Below are 14,063 nucleotides of genomic sequence, written 5' to 3'. Positions count from 1 at the left end.
CGGGCCGACGGGCCCGGCGAGGCACGACCACCTCGTGAGGCGACCTGTGACGAGCGCCCCGTCGGCCGTCGGCCCCCGGACCCCGTCCGACCGATGAGGGCGACGCTGTCCGGCCGACGGGAGGCATTGCGCACCCGCATGCCCCGCACGGCCTCGCGCGAGCGCGCGGTGCGCGATGATGGAGGAGCGCTCCGCCCGATCGACGACCCGATCGCAGGCCCGATGCACGGCCGGATCGGGACACCGATCGGCCCCGAGGGGCGCCCCGACCCAGGAGGACCCCCGATGCCCAAGGCACGCCGCCGCAGCGCCCACAGCTCGTCCCGCTTCGACGACATGGCGCTCAGCGAGGAGCTGCTCGCCGTGCTCGCCGAGCAGGGCCTGACCCGCGCCTTCGAGATCCAGGAGGCGATCCTGCCCGACGCCCTCGCGGGCCGCGACGTGATGGCCCGCGCCGAGACCGGCTCCGGCAAGACCCTCGCCTTCGCGCTCTCGATGTGCGCACGGTTCCGGGGGCGCAAGGTGCACCGCCGTCGACCGCTCGGCCTCGTGCTGGTCCCCACCCGTGAGCTCGCCGTGCAGGTCGTGGACACCTTCCATCCCTTCGCGCGGGCCGTGGGCATCCGTGCGCAGCTGGTCGCCGGCGGGATGAACATCGAGAAGCAGGCCGAGGCCCTGCGCCGGGGCGCGGAGATCGTCGTCGCCACGCCCGGTCGTCTCCTCGACCTCGCCGCTCGCGACGCCCTCTTCCTCGACCGCATCGAGACGACCGTCGTGGACGAGGCCGATCACATGGCCGACCTCGGCTTCCTCGACCAGGTCGGGGAGATTCTCGCGGCGACCCCCATGGGCACCCAGAAGATGCTGTTCTCCGCGACGCTCGACGGGCAGGTCGAGACCCTCGTCGACAGCTTCCTGGTCGATCCCGTCGAGCACGAGACCACTCCGGTGGCCGCCGCGGTGAAGACCATGTCCCACCACGTGCTCGCGGTCGCCCCCAAGGCCAAGCGCGAGGTCATCGCGCAGCTCGCCGCGCGCCGCGGGCGCACCCTCGTGTTCACGCGCACCCAGCTGGGCGCCGAGCGCATCGCGGCGGAGCTCGTGGAGGTCGGCGTGCAGGCGGCGGCGCTGCACGGCAACAAGCAGCAGGGTCTGCGCACCAACGTCCTCGCCGGCTTCCGCGAGGGCGACTTCCCCGTGCTGGTGGCGACCGACGTCGCGGCCCGCGGGCTGCATATCGACGACGTGAGCATGGTCGTGCACGCCGATCCCGCCACCGACTCCAAGGAGTACGTGCACCGCTCCGGCCGCACGGCGCGAGCGGGCGCCGCCGGCAGCGTGGTCACCCTCGCCCTGCCGCACCAGACCCGGGGCACCCGCGCCGTTCTCGAGGCGGCCGAGGTCGAGCCCACGTGGGAGGAGGCCCGCAGCGCCGACGCCCAGGCGCTCATCGACCTGGGCGGTCGTACGCCCTCGGGCGAGCCCGCCGCGGACCCGGCGAAGATCAAGCACAAGGGCGCCCCGCGCAAGCTCCGCCTCTCCGGCGGCGTGGCGAACGGCGGTGAGGGCGCGAACGCGGCCCGCGCCGAGGAGCGTCGCACGAACGAGGAGCTCCGCGCCGCCTGGGACGAGGAGGCCGCTGCCGAGGGCGGCCCCTCGGCCGGTCACGGCGCTCGGCGAGGAGCAGGCGGGTCCGGCGGGCGCGGCTCGGGTGGACGCGGTGCCGGCGGGCGCGGCGGCGCAGGGCGCGCCACCGGCCAGCGCACCGGAGGCCGCACGAGCGGCCGCACCGGCCAAGGGCGCACGGGCGGCGCACGCTCGGGCGGCAGGCAGGGCGGCGCCCGCACCGGCGGCGATGCTCCCTCCGGGCGGTCCGGCGGCGGCTCCCAGGGCGGGCACGGCGGTTCGCGCAGCGGGCGCGGCGGCCAGGGCGGACGCGGTGGCCAGGGTGGTCGCGGCGGCTCGCAGGGACGCGGCGGCCCTCAGGGCGGACGCGGCGGCCGCCGCGGCGGCGGGGGAGCGGGCCCGCGCAGGGGCGGACGATGAGCATCAGCCTGTTCGACCTGTTCAGCATCGGGATCGGGCCGTCGAGCTCCCACACCGTGGGCCCCATGCGGGCCGCGAGCCTCTTCGCGCGCGAGGTGCTCGAGGACCGTGAGACCGGGCCGCGCGTCGCGGACGTCGGCGTGCATCTGTACGGATCGCTCGCCGCGACCGGCCAGGGCCACGGGACGCTCGACGCGATCGTGATGGGCCTCGAGGGCGCCGACCCGGAGACCGTCGACCCCGTCGCCGGGCGCGAGCGCGTCGCGCAGATCGAGGCCGGGGGAGGACTGCTGCTGGACGGCCGCCTCCCCGTGGCCCTCCGGCCCTCCGCGATCGTGCTGCACCCCCTGACCTTCCTGCCCCAGCACTCCAACGGCATGACCTTCGAGGCCTACGACGCCTCCGGCGAGGTGATCGCGAGCCGGCCCATGTTCTCCGTGGGCGGCGGCTTCGTCGTCGACGCCGCGGACATGGACCAGTCGATCGCCGAGGTCGCCTCCGAGGAGACGGGGCAGGCCATCTTCACCACCGGCGCCGAGCTGATGCGCGTGTGCGAGGAGCGCGGGATCTCCGTGTCGGCCGCGATGATGCGGCGCGAGCTGCAGTGGCGCAGCGAGGACGAGATCCGCGAGGGCGCCCTGCGCATCTGGGGCGCCATGAGCGACTGCATCGAGCGCGGCGTGCGCACCCCCGGTGTGCTCCCCGGCGGTCTGGACGTCCGGCGCCGCGCGGCCTCCTGGCACGACTCCCTCAGCGCGGAGGACCCCGGCCACGGCGCCGAATCCGCCCTCGAGTGGGTCTCGCTCGCGGCGCTCGCCGTGAACGAGGAGAACGCCGCCGGCGGGCGCGTCGTGACCGCGCCGACGAACGGCGCGGCGGGGATCATCCCGGCCGTCCTCTACTACGCGACCCACTATCTGCGGGACGCCGACCCCGACGACGTCGCCGTGCGGTTCCTGCTCACCGCCGGGGCCATCGGGTCCCTCTACAAGGAGCACGCCTCGATCTCCGGCGCCGAGGTGGGCTGCCAGGGCGAGGTCGGATCCGCCTGCTCCATGGCCGCCGCGGGACTCGCCGAGGTGATGGGGGCCAAGCCCCGCCAGGTCGAGAACGCCGCCGAGATCGCGATGGAGCACAACCTGGGTCTGACCTGCGATCCCGTGGGAGGGCTCGTGCAGGTGCCGTGCATCGAGCGCAATGCGATGGCCGCCGTGAAGGCGATCACTGCCGCCCGCTTCGCGCTGCGGGGCACCGGCGAGCACTTCGTCTCCCTCGACACCGTCATCGAGACCATGCGCCAGACCGGCAAGGACATGTCCGAGCGCTACAAGGAGACCGCCATGGGCGGGCTCGCCGTCACGGCGGTGCCCGTGTCCCTGCCCGAGTGCTGACGGGGCATCGCACGGGCGCCGGCGCCCCGCTGCCCGACGCCCTCGCCGTCAGACGCGCTCGCCGTCCGACGCCGCCGCGCCTCGACACCCCACATCGCATCCGCCCGCGCAGCGCGTGCGCGTGAGCCGCATCGCATCATGACCCTCTCGTGACCCCGCCGCGGTGTCCGATTCCTCCGAATTCGCCTGCGTGGGTAGGGTGAGGCGGAGTCGGGCGCCCCGTGCGGGAGCGCCCCGATCACGAGGGGGAGTCGATGGGATCCAGCGCGGGCGGGGCCGAGCGGAGCGGGGCGGAGAGCCCCGCGCCGGGGCCGACGTCGCCCGCTCGCTCGAGCCCGGTGCTGCGCACCCCCGCGACTCCGCCGTCGGCCCTCACCCCGGATCCTCCCGGAGCGCTGCCCGGGGACACCTTCGGAGCGCGCCTGGATGCGGCGCTCAGCGCGCGCGGCCTCGCGCTCGAGCGCGTGTGCGAGCGCCTGCGCGGAGCGGGGATCGCCCTCTCGCCCTCGACCCTCTCGCTGTGGCGCCATGGCCGCAGCCGCCCGCGTCGCAACGAGGCCATGCGCGCCGTGGCCGAGCTCGAGAAGGTGCTGCGCACTCCGCGCGGGTATCTCCTCGACACCCTCGTGCGCAGTCTCCCCGCCCACCATTGGAGCGCCCGGACGGAGACGGAGGATCCGGTCCAGCGGGTGCGAGCGGAGATGGGTCTCGACGAGGGGGACACCGTGCAGCGGCTGCTCGTCCATCACCGCGTGGACATCGATCCGCAGCATCGGCCGATCGGTGTGCGGATCCGCCGCGTCCTGCGCTCGACCCGCGAGACCGTCTCCCGCCTCGGGGTCGCCTCCCACGGGGCCGAGGGCGTGCCCCTCCAGCTGGTGCCCGGCCACGGCAGCCGTGTGGGGCGCCAGCGCTCGTGGCCCGAGCGCGGGCTGCTGTTCACCGAGCTCCTGCTCGACGAGCCGATCGTCCCGGGCAGGATCGGCGCTCTGGACTACACGGTCCGGCCCCTCGAACGGCCGGCCCCCTCGGTCGACCTCGAGGGCGGTTACGTCGTGCACACCGAGTTCCCCGTCTCGACGATCGTGCTCGAGTGCCGTTTCCCCGTCGGCGCGGTCCCCGCCTCGGCGACGTCGATCGTGCGCTCGCGCGAGGCCACCGCGCGCTCGAGCGCCGAGCATGCCGTCGACGTGGGCAGGGACGGCATCGCGGCCGTGGTCGCCCACGGCATCGACGAGGGGTCCGTGCGACTGGGTTGGGCCTGGGGCGCGGCATGACCGCCACGGTGCCCGGGCGCCGCGGTCTGGGCGCGGGCGGCGACTTCGCGATGCGGCTGAGGGAGACCATGATCTCGCGCGGCATCGGCTTCGCCGAGCTCGCCGGCATGCTCGCGCGCACGGGTGCACCGACGTCGCCCGCGACCCTCTCCTACTGGGCCAGCGGGCGCTCCCGTCCCCGTCGCCGCTCGTCCCTGGGCGTGGTGCAGGCTCTCGAGCAGTGCCTCGACCTCGAGGACGGCGAGCTCGTGGATCTCGTGGACATCGACGCCGAGACCTGGCGCTATCGCAGCGCGGCCGAGGCGGCCCGCCTGCTCCCGCGCGCGAAGGAGGCGGAGGACGCCCGTCGAGCGTGGGGGCTGCGCTGGGACGACGGGCTGCGTCGCGAGTACGTGCGCACGGCTCTGGATCTCGATGCTCCCGACGGCGAGGCGATCCTGCACTACGACGTCGTCCTCACGGCGCAGCGCGGCGGGGCGGACCGACTCCTCGCGGTGCTCGAGGCGCCGCTGGACTCGTTGGCCTCGGAGGAGGCGCGGGTGCTCGGCGCCGACCTGGGGAGGCGCGCGGCCCTCCCCGGCGGCGCGACCCTCGTGGAGGTCGTGCTGCCCCGGCCTCTCGGGGAGGGCGAGGCGGCGGTGCTCGAGCTGGCCCTGCCTCTTCCCGGGGCGATGGAGCGCGGGCGGTTCGTCAGCTGGCACATGCGGCCCGCGGATCTCGCCGTCACCGAGGTGCACCTGCCCTGGCGCGAGGGGCGGGGGGAGCGGGGTGCGCAGGGTGGACGCCCGTGGTCCGTGCGGCGGACCGTCGCGACCGTGGGGCGCGCCGGACGGCGCGTGGACGAGGTGCACGCGGGCCCCCTTCCGCACGGCGCGCTGCTGCAGAGCGTGATGGCCGAGGTGGTCGCCGCGACCTGCGTGCTCGAGTGGGAGTGAGGGTGCGCGGTGCGGGCGCCCGGAAGCCTCTGGTGGACAGCATGCAAGGGTGCTAGCATTCTTGCATGCCCGGAAGCTCTTCCTCGACCGACGGCACCGGCGGCGGCGATCGCAAGGTGCAGTTCAACGTCTACCTGCCCAAGGACCTCGTGGTCGCCGTGAAGCATCGCGCGATCGACGAGTCGTCCTCCCTCAGCGCGCTCGTCGAGTCGGCGCTGCGCGCACACCTCGGAAGGAGCGTCGAAGATGACGCCCAGGACCACTCCTGACCCTGCCGCGCTCGCCGCCGAGGCCGGCGCGGCCCCCGCCTCGACGCCCGTCGGCGCACCCGATCTCACCGTCTTCCCGCTGCGCTTCACGGCCGATCCGCGCGCGATGATCGCGTTCCTCGTGGAGCTCGGCATGGCCCGCCGCATCACCGCCGGCGACGACGGCTTCGGCGAGCTGCGCGCAGGAGCGGGCGCCGTCATGGTGCACGCCGCCTCCACCAGCGCCACGGGCGCCCGGTCGGGCACCACGGACCTGTGCATGGCGGCGCCGTCGGCCGACGGAGCCGCAGAGGCCCTCGAGCGCGCGGGCATCGAGGTCACCGTGTGGGACGAGAGCTACGGCCGGCAGGGCATGATCACCGGGCCCGACGGCGAGGGCGTCTCGCTGAACGAGGACCAGGAGGACCTCTACGGCTACGAGGGGCACGACGCCTCCCCGGACCCGCGCCTGCACGTGTGCGCGGTGCTCTCGAGCGAGGACTTCGGGCGCGATGCGCGCTGGCTCGGCCGGCTCGGCTTCGGTCCCGGAGCGGCCGACGGAGCCGAGGGCGAGGACGGGCCCGGTGGGCGGGCGGACGAGGAGATCGCCGCCGCCGAGCACCACGGGTGGCTCGAGCTGCACGGCCCCGGGAGCGCGGGGATCATCGGTCTCCACGCCCCGATGGCAGGTCGCGAGCGCACGCGTCGCGCCTCCCCGGAGATGCCCGACCTCCCGCCCACGCTCCAGGTGCGCCTGGGCTTCGAGACCTCGGAGGACCTCGGAGCGCTCGGGGAGAGGCTCCGCGCCGCCGGGTACGACGCGCGCCTCGTCGAGGGCGCCGTGCGCGCGCTGCACGTGCTCGACCCCGACGGCATCGAGGTCGAGATCCATCCCCTGCCCTGAACGGTCCGGCGTCCCCGCGCGGCGGGCGCCGGCCGCGGTGCCCGATCGCGTGGGCGCATTCCCGTGACGTGGGTCTCCTGCGATACGGTGAGGCGGAAGACCGAACGCCCCGCGGTCAGCGCCGCGGGACCCCGTACGCAGGAGCGATGATGTCCGACGACGCCACTTCGACCGGCACCCACCCCGCGGAGAACCGCACCTTCCCCCCGAGCTCGGCGTTCGTCCAGAACGCGAATGCCCGTCCGTCCCTCTATTCGGAGGCCGCGCGCGACCGTCTGGGCTTCTGGAAGTCCCGCGCCGCGTCGCTGAGCTGGCACAAGACCCCCACCGAGACCCTCGACTGGTCGGACCCGCCGTTCGCGAAGTGGTTCGCCGACGGCGAGCTCAACGCTGCGTACAACTGCGTGGACCGCCACGTGGAGTCCGGCCACGGCGACCAGGTCGCCCTGCTCGCCGAGTACGAGGACGGCTCCGATGCCGCCTTCACGTACGCCCAGGTGAAGGACGAGATCAGCCGGATGGCGAACGTCCTCGAGGGCTTCGGCGTCACCACCGGCGACCGGGTCGCGATCTACCTGCCGATGATCCCCGAGGCCGTCTTCGCGATGCTCGCCTGCGCCCGCATCGGCGCCCCGCACTCCGTGGTCTTCGGCGGCTTCAGCGCCGACGCGCTGCGCTCCCGCATCGAGGACGCCGAGGCGAAGGTCGTCATCACGGCCGACGGTCAGTTCCGCCGGGGCAAGGCCCTGCCGCTCAAGGACGCCGTGGACGCCGCGCTCTCCGGCGGCGCCGAGTCCGTGACGAACGTGCTCGTGGTGCGGCGCACCGGGGGCGACGTCGCATGGACCGAGGGGCGCGACGTCTGGTGGCACGAGGCGCGCGAGAGCGCCTCCTCCGACCACGAGCCGGTCTGGGTGGAGGCCGAGCACCCGCTGTTCATCCTCTACACCTCGGGCACCACGGGGAAGCCCAAGGGGATCGTCCACACCACCGGCGGCTACCTCACGCAGGCGAGCTACACCCACCGCGACGTCTTCGACCTCAAGCCCGACACCGACGTGTACTGGTGCACGGCGGACGTCGGCTGGGTCACCGGCCACACCTACATCGTGTACGGCCCCATGGCGAACCGCGCCACCCAGGTGATCTACGAGGGCACCCCGGACACTCCCCACCAGGGCCGCTGGTGGGAGATCGTCCAGAAGTACGGGGTCAGCATCTTCTACTCCTCGCCGACCGCCATCCGCACCGCCATGAAGTGGGGCGACGACATCCCGGCGAAGTTCGACCTCTCCTCCCTGCGCCTTCTGGGCAGCGTCGGAGAGTCCATCAACCCCGAGGCCTGGCTGTGGTACCGCCGCGTGATCGGCGGGGACCGCTGCCCGATCGTCGACACCTGGTGGCAGACCGAGACCGGCGCGATCATGATCTCCCCGCTGCCCGGCATCACCGACGCCAAGCCCGGCTCCGCGCAGGTGCCGCTGCCCGGCATCAGCGCCGAGGTGGTGGGCGACGACGGCGAGCCCATCGAGAACGAGAAGACGGGGTACCTCGTGCTCACCGAGCCGTGGCCCTCGATGCTCCGCACCATCTGGGGCGACCCGGAGCGCTTCAAGGAGACCTACTGGTCGCGCTTCCCCGGGAAGTACTTCGCGGGCGACGGCGCGAAGCGCGACGAGGACGGCGACATCTGGCTGCTGGGCCGTGTGGACGACGTCATGAACGTCTCCGGCCACCGCCTGTCGACCACCGAGATCGAGTCCGCGCTGGTCTCCCACGACTGGGTGGCGGAGGCCGCAGTGGTCGGCGCGGACGACGAGACCACCGGTCAGGCCGTGGTCGCCTTCGTGATCCTGCGCGAAGGGACCCAGGGCGATGTGGAGGCCGCCGGCGGCGAGGAGGAGGCGGCGAAGATCCTGCGCGCCCACGTCGGCACGGAGATCGGCCCGATCGCCAAGCCCAAGAAGGTGCTGCTGGTGACCGAGCTGCCCAAGACCCGCTCCGGCAAGATCATGCGCCGCCTCCTGCGCGACGTCGCCGAGCACCGCACGATCGGCGACACCCAGACCCTCGCCGACTCCTCGGTCATGGACCTCATCCAGAAGGGCCTCGAGGACAAGAAGTGAGCGTCCGTCCCTGACGGCGCCGGCCCCGTGGGCCGGCGCCGACGGGAGTCCCGCTCACGGCGCGGCGCCCCTCACCCCGGTGGTGAGGGGCGCCGCGGCGCGTCCGGCCGACGAGCCTCGTCGGGTCGGTCCCGAGCGGAGCCTCAGCGCCGCGAAACGCTCACGTCGCCGATGTCCGTGCGGGCGCTCAGCGGCGCCCCCTCGCCCCGGATGCCGGCGTCGACGTCGGTCGAGCCCTCCTCGGCGCGGGCGTCCACGCTCCAGGTCTCGCAGCAGGGGAGGGAGACGGACACGTCGCCCGTGGTCGTGCGGGCCGTGACCTCGTGGGCTCCGTCGTCGTCGAGCGCGAGGTCGATGTCGCCGACATCGGTGCGCGCCGCGACGGAGCCGTGCGCGGAGACGCCGTCGGCGTCGATGTCGCCCGTGATGGCGCGCAGGTCGAGACCGGCCAGGGCGCCCTGGGCCGAGAGGTCCCCGACGTCGACCTTCACGGCGAGCGAGAGATCGGGTGCGGCGCTCGGCGGCACGAGCACGAGCAGGTCGCGGTGCTCGTCGTCGAACCAGCTCGAGGTCGCCTCGAGGCGCGGCCGCTGCACGTCCACGCGCAGCGTCCCGTCGTGCGTGCTGCGCACCCAGCGCGCCTTCACGGGAGCGGGATCCGCGGGCACGGTGTCCGTGCCCTGCTCGACGAGCGCGAGCGTGACCTGGTCGACCTCGTCGCTCACGCGCACGGTTACGTCGGAGACCGAGGACGTGACCTCGAGGGACGAGGGCGAACCGGCGGCGAGCACGGCGGGCACCTCGGGGAAGCGCGACTGCTCGACGCCCGCGGCGATGCTGCGCGCGGCGAGGCCCCCGGCGGTGAGCACGAGGCAGACGACGGCGAGGATCACGAGCACGCGCCGCATCGTGCGGTCGCGACCGGTCCCCTCGGGCAGCGGGCGGGGCGGGAGCTGGGTGGTGGGCATCAGCGGTCCTCCGATTCCAGGTGGCGCAGCACGGCCATGACCCGACGGTTCTCACCGTCGACAGGGGGCAGGCCGAGCTTGGCGAACAGGGACGAGATGTGCTTCTCGACGCTCCCTGCCGAGACGTGCAGCCGCTCGGCGATGGCCGCGTTGGAGCGTCCCTCGGCCATCAGCTGCAGCACCTCGCTCTCGCGCGGGGAGAGATCCTCCCGGATCGAGCGGCGCCGGGAGCGCACGAGGATCTGCTGGACCACCTCGGGGTCCAGGGCGGTCCCGCCGTCGCCGACGGCGCGCACCACGCGCAGGAACTCCTCGACGTCGGCCACCCGATCCTTGAGCACGTAGCCGAGCGCCCCGCCCGAGTCGGCGATGAGCTCGGAGGCATAGCGCTCCTCGACGTACTGGGAGAGCACGAGCAGGGCGACGTCCGGGTTCTGGGCGCGGATCAGCACGGCGGCGCGGATGCCCTCGTCGGTGAAGGTCGGAGGCATGCGCACGTCCACGATCGCGAGGTCCACCTCGTGGCGGGAGACCGCGTCCAGCAGCCCGGTCGCGTCCTCGACGGAGGCGACGATCTCGTGGCCGGCGGCCGCGAGGAGGCGCTCGAGGCCCGCCCGCAGGAGCACCGAGTCCTCGGCGATGACGATCCGCAGGCTCTCGCGCGCGGGGCGGGGGGATCGGGTCGTGCTCATCGGTGGGTCTCCTTCGCGGAGTCGTCGGGGACGGAGGCGGGAGCGTGGGCGCCGGCGGGCTCGCGCGCCGGTCCCGAAGCAGCGAGCGTCGGGATCGCGGCGTCGAGGACCGTGGGACCGCCCGCGGGGGAGGAGACCACGAGGTGCCCGCCCGTCGCGCGGACGCGGTCGGTGAGCCCCGCGAGGCCCGTCGAGACGCCGTCGCGGTGCACGCGTGCGCCGCCGCGGCCGTCGTCCTCGATGCGCACCCGCAGGGTCGCGGTCGCGGGCGGTCCAGGGTGCAGACGGGAGGACCCCGCCGCGTCCGGACGCTCGGCCGGCCCCGCGGTCGTCACGTCCACGCGGACGTGCGAGGCGCCCGCATGCTTGGCGACGTTGGTGAGGGCCTCGGAGACCACGAAGTAGGCGACGGCCTCCTGCTCGCGGCCCAGGCGCTCGGGCACGGTGACCGTGAGGCGCACGGGAACGGGGGAGCGCGCCGCGAGTGCGGAGAGCGCGGGGTCCAGGCCGCGGTCGGTGAGGACCGCCGGGTGGATGCCGCGGGCGAGCTGACGCAGGTCCGTGATGACGGCCTTCGCCTCGCCGTGCGCCTCGTCGACGAGCTCGGCGGCGCCCGCGGGATCCTTCTCGATGCGCGAGCGCGCGAGGCCCAGGGTCATGGCCAGCGCGACCAGGCGCGGCTGGACGCCGTCGTGCAGGTCCCGCTCGATGCGCAGGCGCTCCTGCTCGGCGGCGTCGACCGCGCCCTGGCGGCGCACGGAGAGCTCCTGGACCTCCTGGCGCAGGCCGTCGTCGCTGCTGGGCAGCATCACCCGGGCGAGACCCCGCTCGGCGAGGACCCCGGCGGCGAGCGAGCCGATCGCGATCGCGAGGCACAGCACGGCGCCCAGGGCGAGCACGAGCGCGCCGGGACGCCAGGAGCCCAGCTGGGCATCGGGCGCGAGGATCGCGAGCTCGGCCCCGGTCCACGCGCCCCACACTCCGACGTAGAACACGAGGCTCGGGAAGAAGCCCACGATCATCGTGAGGTGGTGGTGCAGCACCGAGCGCCAGAACTGCCAGGAGATGAGGTCGAGGCCCAGGTTCTGCAGCGCGGCGCCGAAGCCGGCTCCCTGAGCGACCCGTCGCGAGGGGACGACGGCGTCCAGGCCGTGCACCGCGCGGGCCCGTCGGCGCTCGAACGCGGCCGCCGCGCGCATCACCAGCACCCACGGCACCAGCAGCACGAGGCCCGTGAGGACCGCGGGCAGGGAGGCGATCCCGGTGACCAGGACGGTCAGGCTGATCCACAGCCAGGTGATCGACAGCAGTCCCGAGACCAGCACGCTCGCCATCCCCACCAGGAAGCGGGGACGAGGTGCGTCGGGGCGCGGTGCGTCGGGCCGCGGTGCCGGCGCGGGACCGGCGGGCGTCGTGGTGGAGGTCATGGGATCACCGTAGGCGGGCGCGGTGCGGCGCACACCGGGGCCCACCGCCCTGCCTCGCGGGGGATAACCCCCGCTCGTGCGGCCGATCGGTCGCCGCCCGGCGGGCGCGCGGCGCTGTGAGACCTGTCCCGCCCGGGGGAGCCGCGCACCCCGCAGGGCTCCGGTGCGGTTCAATGAGTCCATGAGCGATGACCTCATCAGCGAAGGAGCGGACGACATGCAGGATGCCGGCAGCATCGACCCGAACTCGGACAGCGCCGAGGGAGCGGGCGCGACGGACCAGGTGATCGAGCAGGGCGACGCGGTGAGCGCGTCCATCGCCGCCGACCAGGGACCCAGCCGCGGCACTCTCCGAGACGTCGCCGACAGCCTGGGCATCTCCAGCGCCGTCGCACTGCGGGCGCTGCGCGACCAGACCGACATCCGGCCCCGCCTGCGCGAGCGCGTCCACGAGGCCGCCGAGCGCCTGAACTTCCCGCTCGAGGAGCTCGCCGACGAGACCTCGCACCGCGGTGTGGTCGCCGTCCTCGTCAACACGATGCGCAACACCTGGATCTCCGATCTGGTGCGCGCGATCCGCATCGAGCTCACCGCCACCGGCCGCTCGGCGATCGTCGTCCCGACCCGTCGCCGGGTCCCGGAGTACCCGATCGCCGCGGACACCGACGCGATCCGCTCCCTCGTGGACCTCGGCGTCGACGGCTTCCTCATGGTCTCCGACCTCCACGACGTCGACAGCGTCATCGAGGCCACGGCGGACCGTCCCTTCGTGGGCATCGGCTGCTCGCGCTCCTTCGTCGGCCGCTTCGACACGGTCCGCATCGACGACGAGGTGGGCCAGGGCCTGCTCGTCGACCACCTCGTGAGCCTCGGCCACACCGAGATCGCGCACGTGGGCGGCGTCGGCTCGACCGTCGCCCGCGAGCGCGCCGACGCCTTCCAGCTCGCCATGGAGCGCCACGGACTCGCCGACCACGCCCGCATCGAGCCCGGCGACTTCACCGAGCAGGTGGGGCAGACCGCGGGATCGATGCTGCTGCGCGGCAGCCAGGTGCCCACGGCCGTGACCTGCGCGAACGACGTCACCGCGCTCGGCGTGCTCGCCGCCGCCCGCGACGCCGGCTACGAGGTGCCCACGCAGCTGGCCGTCGCCGGCTACGGCAACACCTCGCTCTCCTCCTCGGGCGTGACGCAGGTGACCAGCGTCGACCCGAACTCGGACCGCCTGGGTGCGCTCGCCGCCCAGTTGCTCGTCGACCGCGTCTCCGGCCATGAGCAGGAGGCGCGGGACGTGGCCGTCGCGCCGTCGCTCGTCGCCCGCCAGAGCACCGCGGCCGGGCCGCGCGCCGAGTCCAAGCGCCGCACGCGCGTCCACGTCGACTGACCGACGCGGGCGAGCCCGCCCGCGGGGCCCCTCGGGTCCCTCGGGCGCTCCGCCCCACGGGCATCTGACCCGTCACGTCCCTCCGCCCGCTCGCGCACGGACCGCGTGTCCGGGCATCCCTCCTGCGATAGGCTCCGACCATGATCAACACCACGAACGACCCGACGACCCCGCCCACCCAGCGGTCGATCGGCGAACTCGTCGCCTCGATCCGTGACGAGGTGCTCGGTGTCGTGCACTCCGAGATCGACATCGCCAAGAAGGAGATCACGGGGATCGCCGTCAAGGCGGGCGTGGTCGCGGCGTGCGCGGCCGTGCTGCTGTTCCTCCTGCTCTCCGCCTGGGTGATGCTGCTGTTCGCCGCCGCCTGGGGCCTGCAGGCCGCCGGTCTGCCGGCCTGGGCGTCCTTCCTCATCGTGGCGGGCGTGTTCATCGTCCTCGCCGTGATCGCCGGCCTCGTGGCCTTCCTCGTGGTGCGAAAGATCCGCGCCCCGGAGACCACCATCGAGACCGCCAAGGGCGCCGTCGACGCCGTGCAGGGCAAGCGCCGCGCGAACGCCGTCTCCTACGACGACACCTTCGACGAGCTCTACGGCAAGCAGGTCAGCGCCCGCGTCTCCGACTGACCCGCGTCCCGGACAGGCCCCGCGGCCACGTACCCTGGA

12 protein-coding genes are annotated in these 14,063 nt (G+C 74.1%); 9 read left to right on the top strand and 3 right to left on the bottom strand.

Annotation, left to right across the window (positions count from 1 at the left end):
* Window positions 1-285: 285 nt before the first annotated feature.
* The 7 genes from M4486_RS07390 to acs all read left to right on the top strand — a co-directional run bounded on the left by M4486_RS07390 (window position 286) and on the right by acs (window position 8,927).
* Window positions 286-2,046: a DEAD/DEAH box helicase gene (locus M4486_RS07390; protein WP_249480509.1), complete on the top strand. Its 1,761-nt coding sequence runs from the start codon at window positions 286-288 to the stop codon at window positions 2,044-2,046.
* Window positions 2,043-3,437 carry an L-serine ammonia-lyase gene (locus M4486_RS07385; protein ID WP_249480508.1) on the top strand — a complete coding sequence of 465 codons (1,395 nt, stop codon included), beginning with the start codon at window positions 2,043-2,045 and terminating at the stop codon, window positions 3,435-3,437. Before M4486_RS07390 ends, M4486_RS07385 begins: the two co-directional genes overlap by 4 nt.
* A gap of 254 nt (window positions 3,438-3,691) precedes the next feature.
* Window positions 3,692-4,714, top strand: coding sequence for a helix-turn-helix domain-containing protein (locus M4486_RS07380; protein WP_249480507.1), 1,023 nt, complete (start codon window positions 3,692-3,694; stop codon window positions 4,712-4,714).
* Window positions 4,711-5,649, top strand: a complete 939-nt coding sequence (locus M4486_RS07375) for a serine/threonine-protein kinase (RefSeq protein ID WP_249480506.1) — start codon at window positions 4,711-4,713, stop codon at window positions 5,647-5,649. Before M4486_RS07380 ends, M4486_RS07375 begins: the two co-directional genes overlap by 4 nt.
* A 65-nt stretch (window positions 5,650-5,714) precedes the next feature.
* On the top strand, window positions 5,715-5,918 hold the full coding sequence (locus tag M4486_RS07370; RefSeq protein ID WP_249480505.1) for a ribbon-helix-helix domain-containing protein: 204 nt from the start codon (window positions 5,715-5,717) through the stop codon (window positions 5,916-5,918).
* Window positions 5,896-6,801, top strand: a complete 906-nt coding sequence (locus M4486_RS07365; protein ID WP_249480504.1) for a hypothetical protein — start codon at window positions 5,896-5,898, stop codon at window positions 6,799-6,801. The genes M4486_RS07370 and M4486_RS07365 overlap by 23 nt, the downstream gene beginning before the upstream one ends.
* A gap of 149 nt (window positions 6,802-6,950) precedes the next feature.
* Window positions 6,951-8,927: an acetate--CoA ligase gene (acs, locus tag M4486_RS07360; protein ID WP_249481095.1), complete on the top strand. Its 1,977-nt coding sequence runs from the start codon at window positions 6,951-6,953 to the stop codon at window positions 8,925-8,927.
* A 143-nt stretch (window positions 8,928-9,070) separates the two neighbouring features.
* Here the strand turns inward: acs and M4486_RS07355 are convergent, their stop codons facing one another.
* From M4486_RS07355 to M4486_RS07345, 3 genes are read right to left on the bottom strand one after another with little or no spacing between them, the layout of a single operon-like run.
* A complete protein-coding gene (locus M4486_RS07355) occupies window positions 9,071-9,895 on the bottom strand; it encodes a DUF4097 family beta strand repeat-containing protein (protein ID WP_249480503.1) in 825 nt (274 codons plus the stop codon).
* Window positions 9,895-10,548 (bottom strand): response regulator, encoded by a 654-nt coding sequence (locus M4486_RS07350; protein ID WP_249481094.1) that lies wholly within the window; start codon window positions 10,546-10,548, stop codon window positions 9,895-9,897. The genes M4486_RS07355 and M4486_RS07350 overlap by 1 nt, the downstream gene beginning before the upstream one ends.
* 35 nt (window positions 10,549-10,583) lie before the next feature.
* Entirely contained in the window at window positions 10,584-12,014 is a 1,431-nt protein-coding gene (locus M4486_RS07345) for a sensor histidine kinase (RefSeq protein WP_249480502.1), read from the bottom strand.
* Between the two features lie 181 nt (window positions 12,015-12,195).
* On the opposite strand from M4486_RS07345, the gene M4486_RS07340 reads away from it, so the two are divergent.
* Window positions 12,196-13,398: a LacI family DNA-binding transcriptional regulator gene (locus M4486_RS07340; RefSeq protein ID WP_249480501.1), complete on the top strand. Its 1,203-nt coding sequence runs from the start codon at window positions 12,196-12,198 to the stop codon at window positions 13,396-13,398.
* A 140-nt stretch (window positions 13,399-13,538) separates the two neighbouring features.
* Window positions 13,539-14,024 (top strand): phage holin family protein, encoded by a 486-nt coding sequence (locus M4486_RS07335; protein ID WP_200501295.1) that lies wholly within the window; start codon window positions 13,539-13,541, stop codon window positions 14,022-14,024.
* Window positions 14,025-14,063 lie beyond the last annotated feature (39 nt).

This window comes from Brachybacterium kimchii (genome assembly GCF_023373525.1).
Taxonomy (GTDB): Bacteria; Actinomycetota; Actinomycetes; order Actinomycetales; family Dermabacteraceae; genus Brachybacterium; species Brachybacterium kimchii.
Note: the sequence above shows the minus strand (reverse complement) of the source record. Positions and strands in the feature narration are given on the sequence as shown.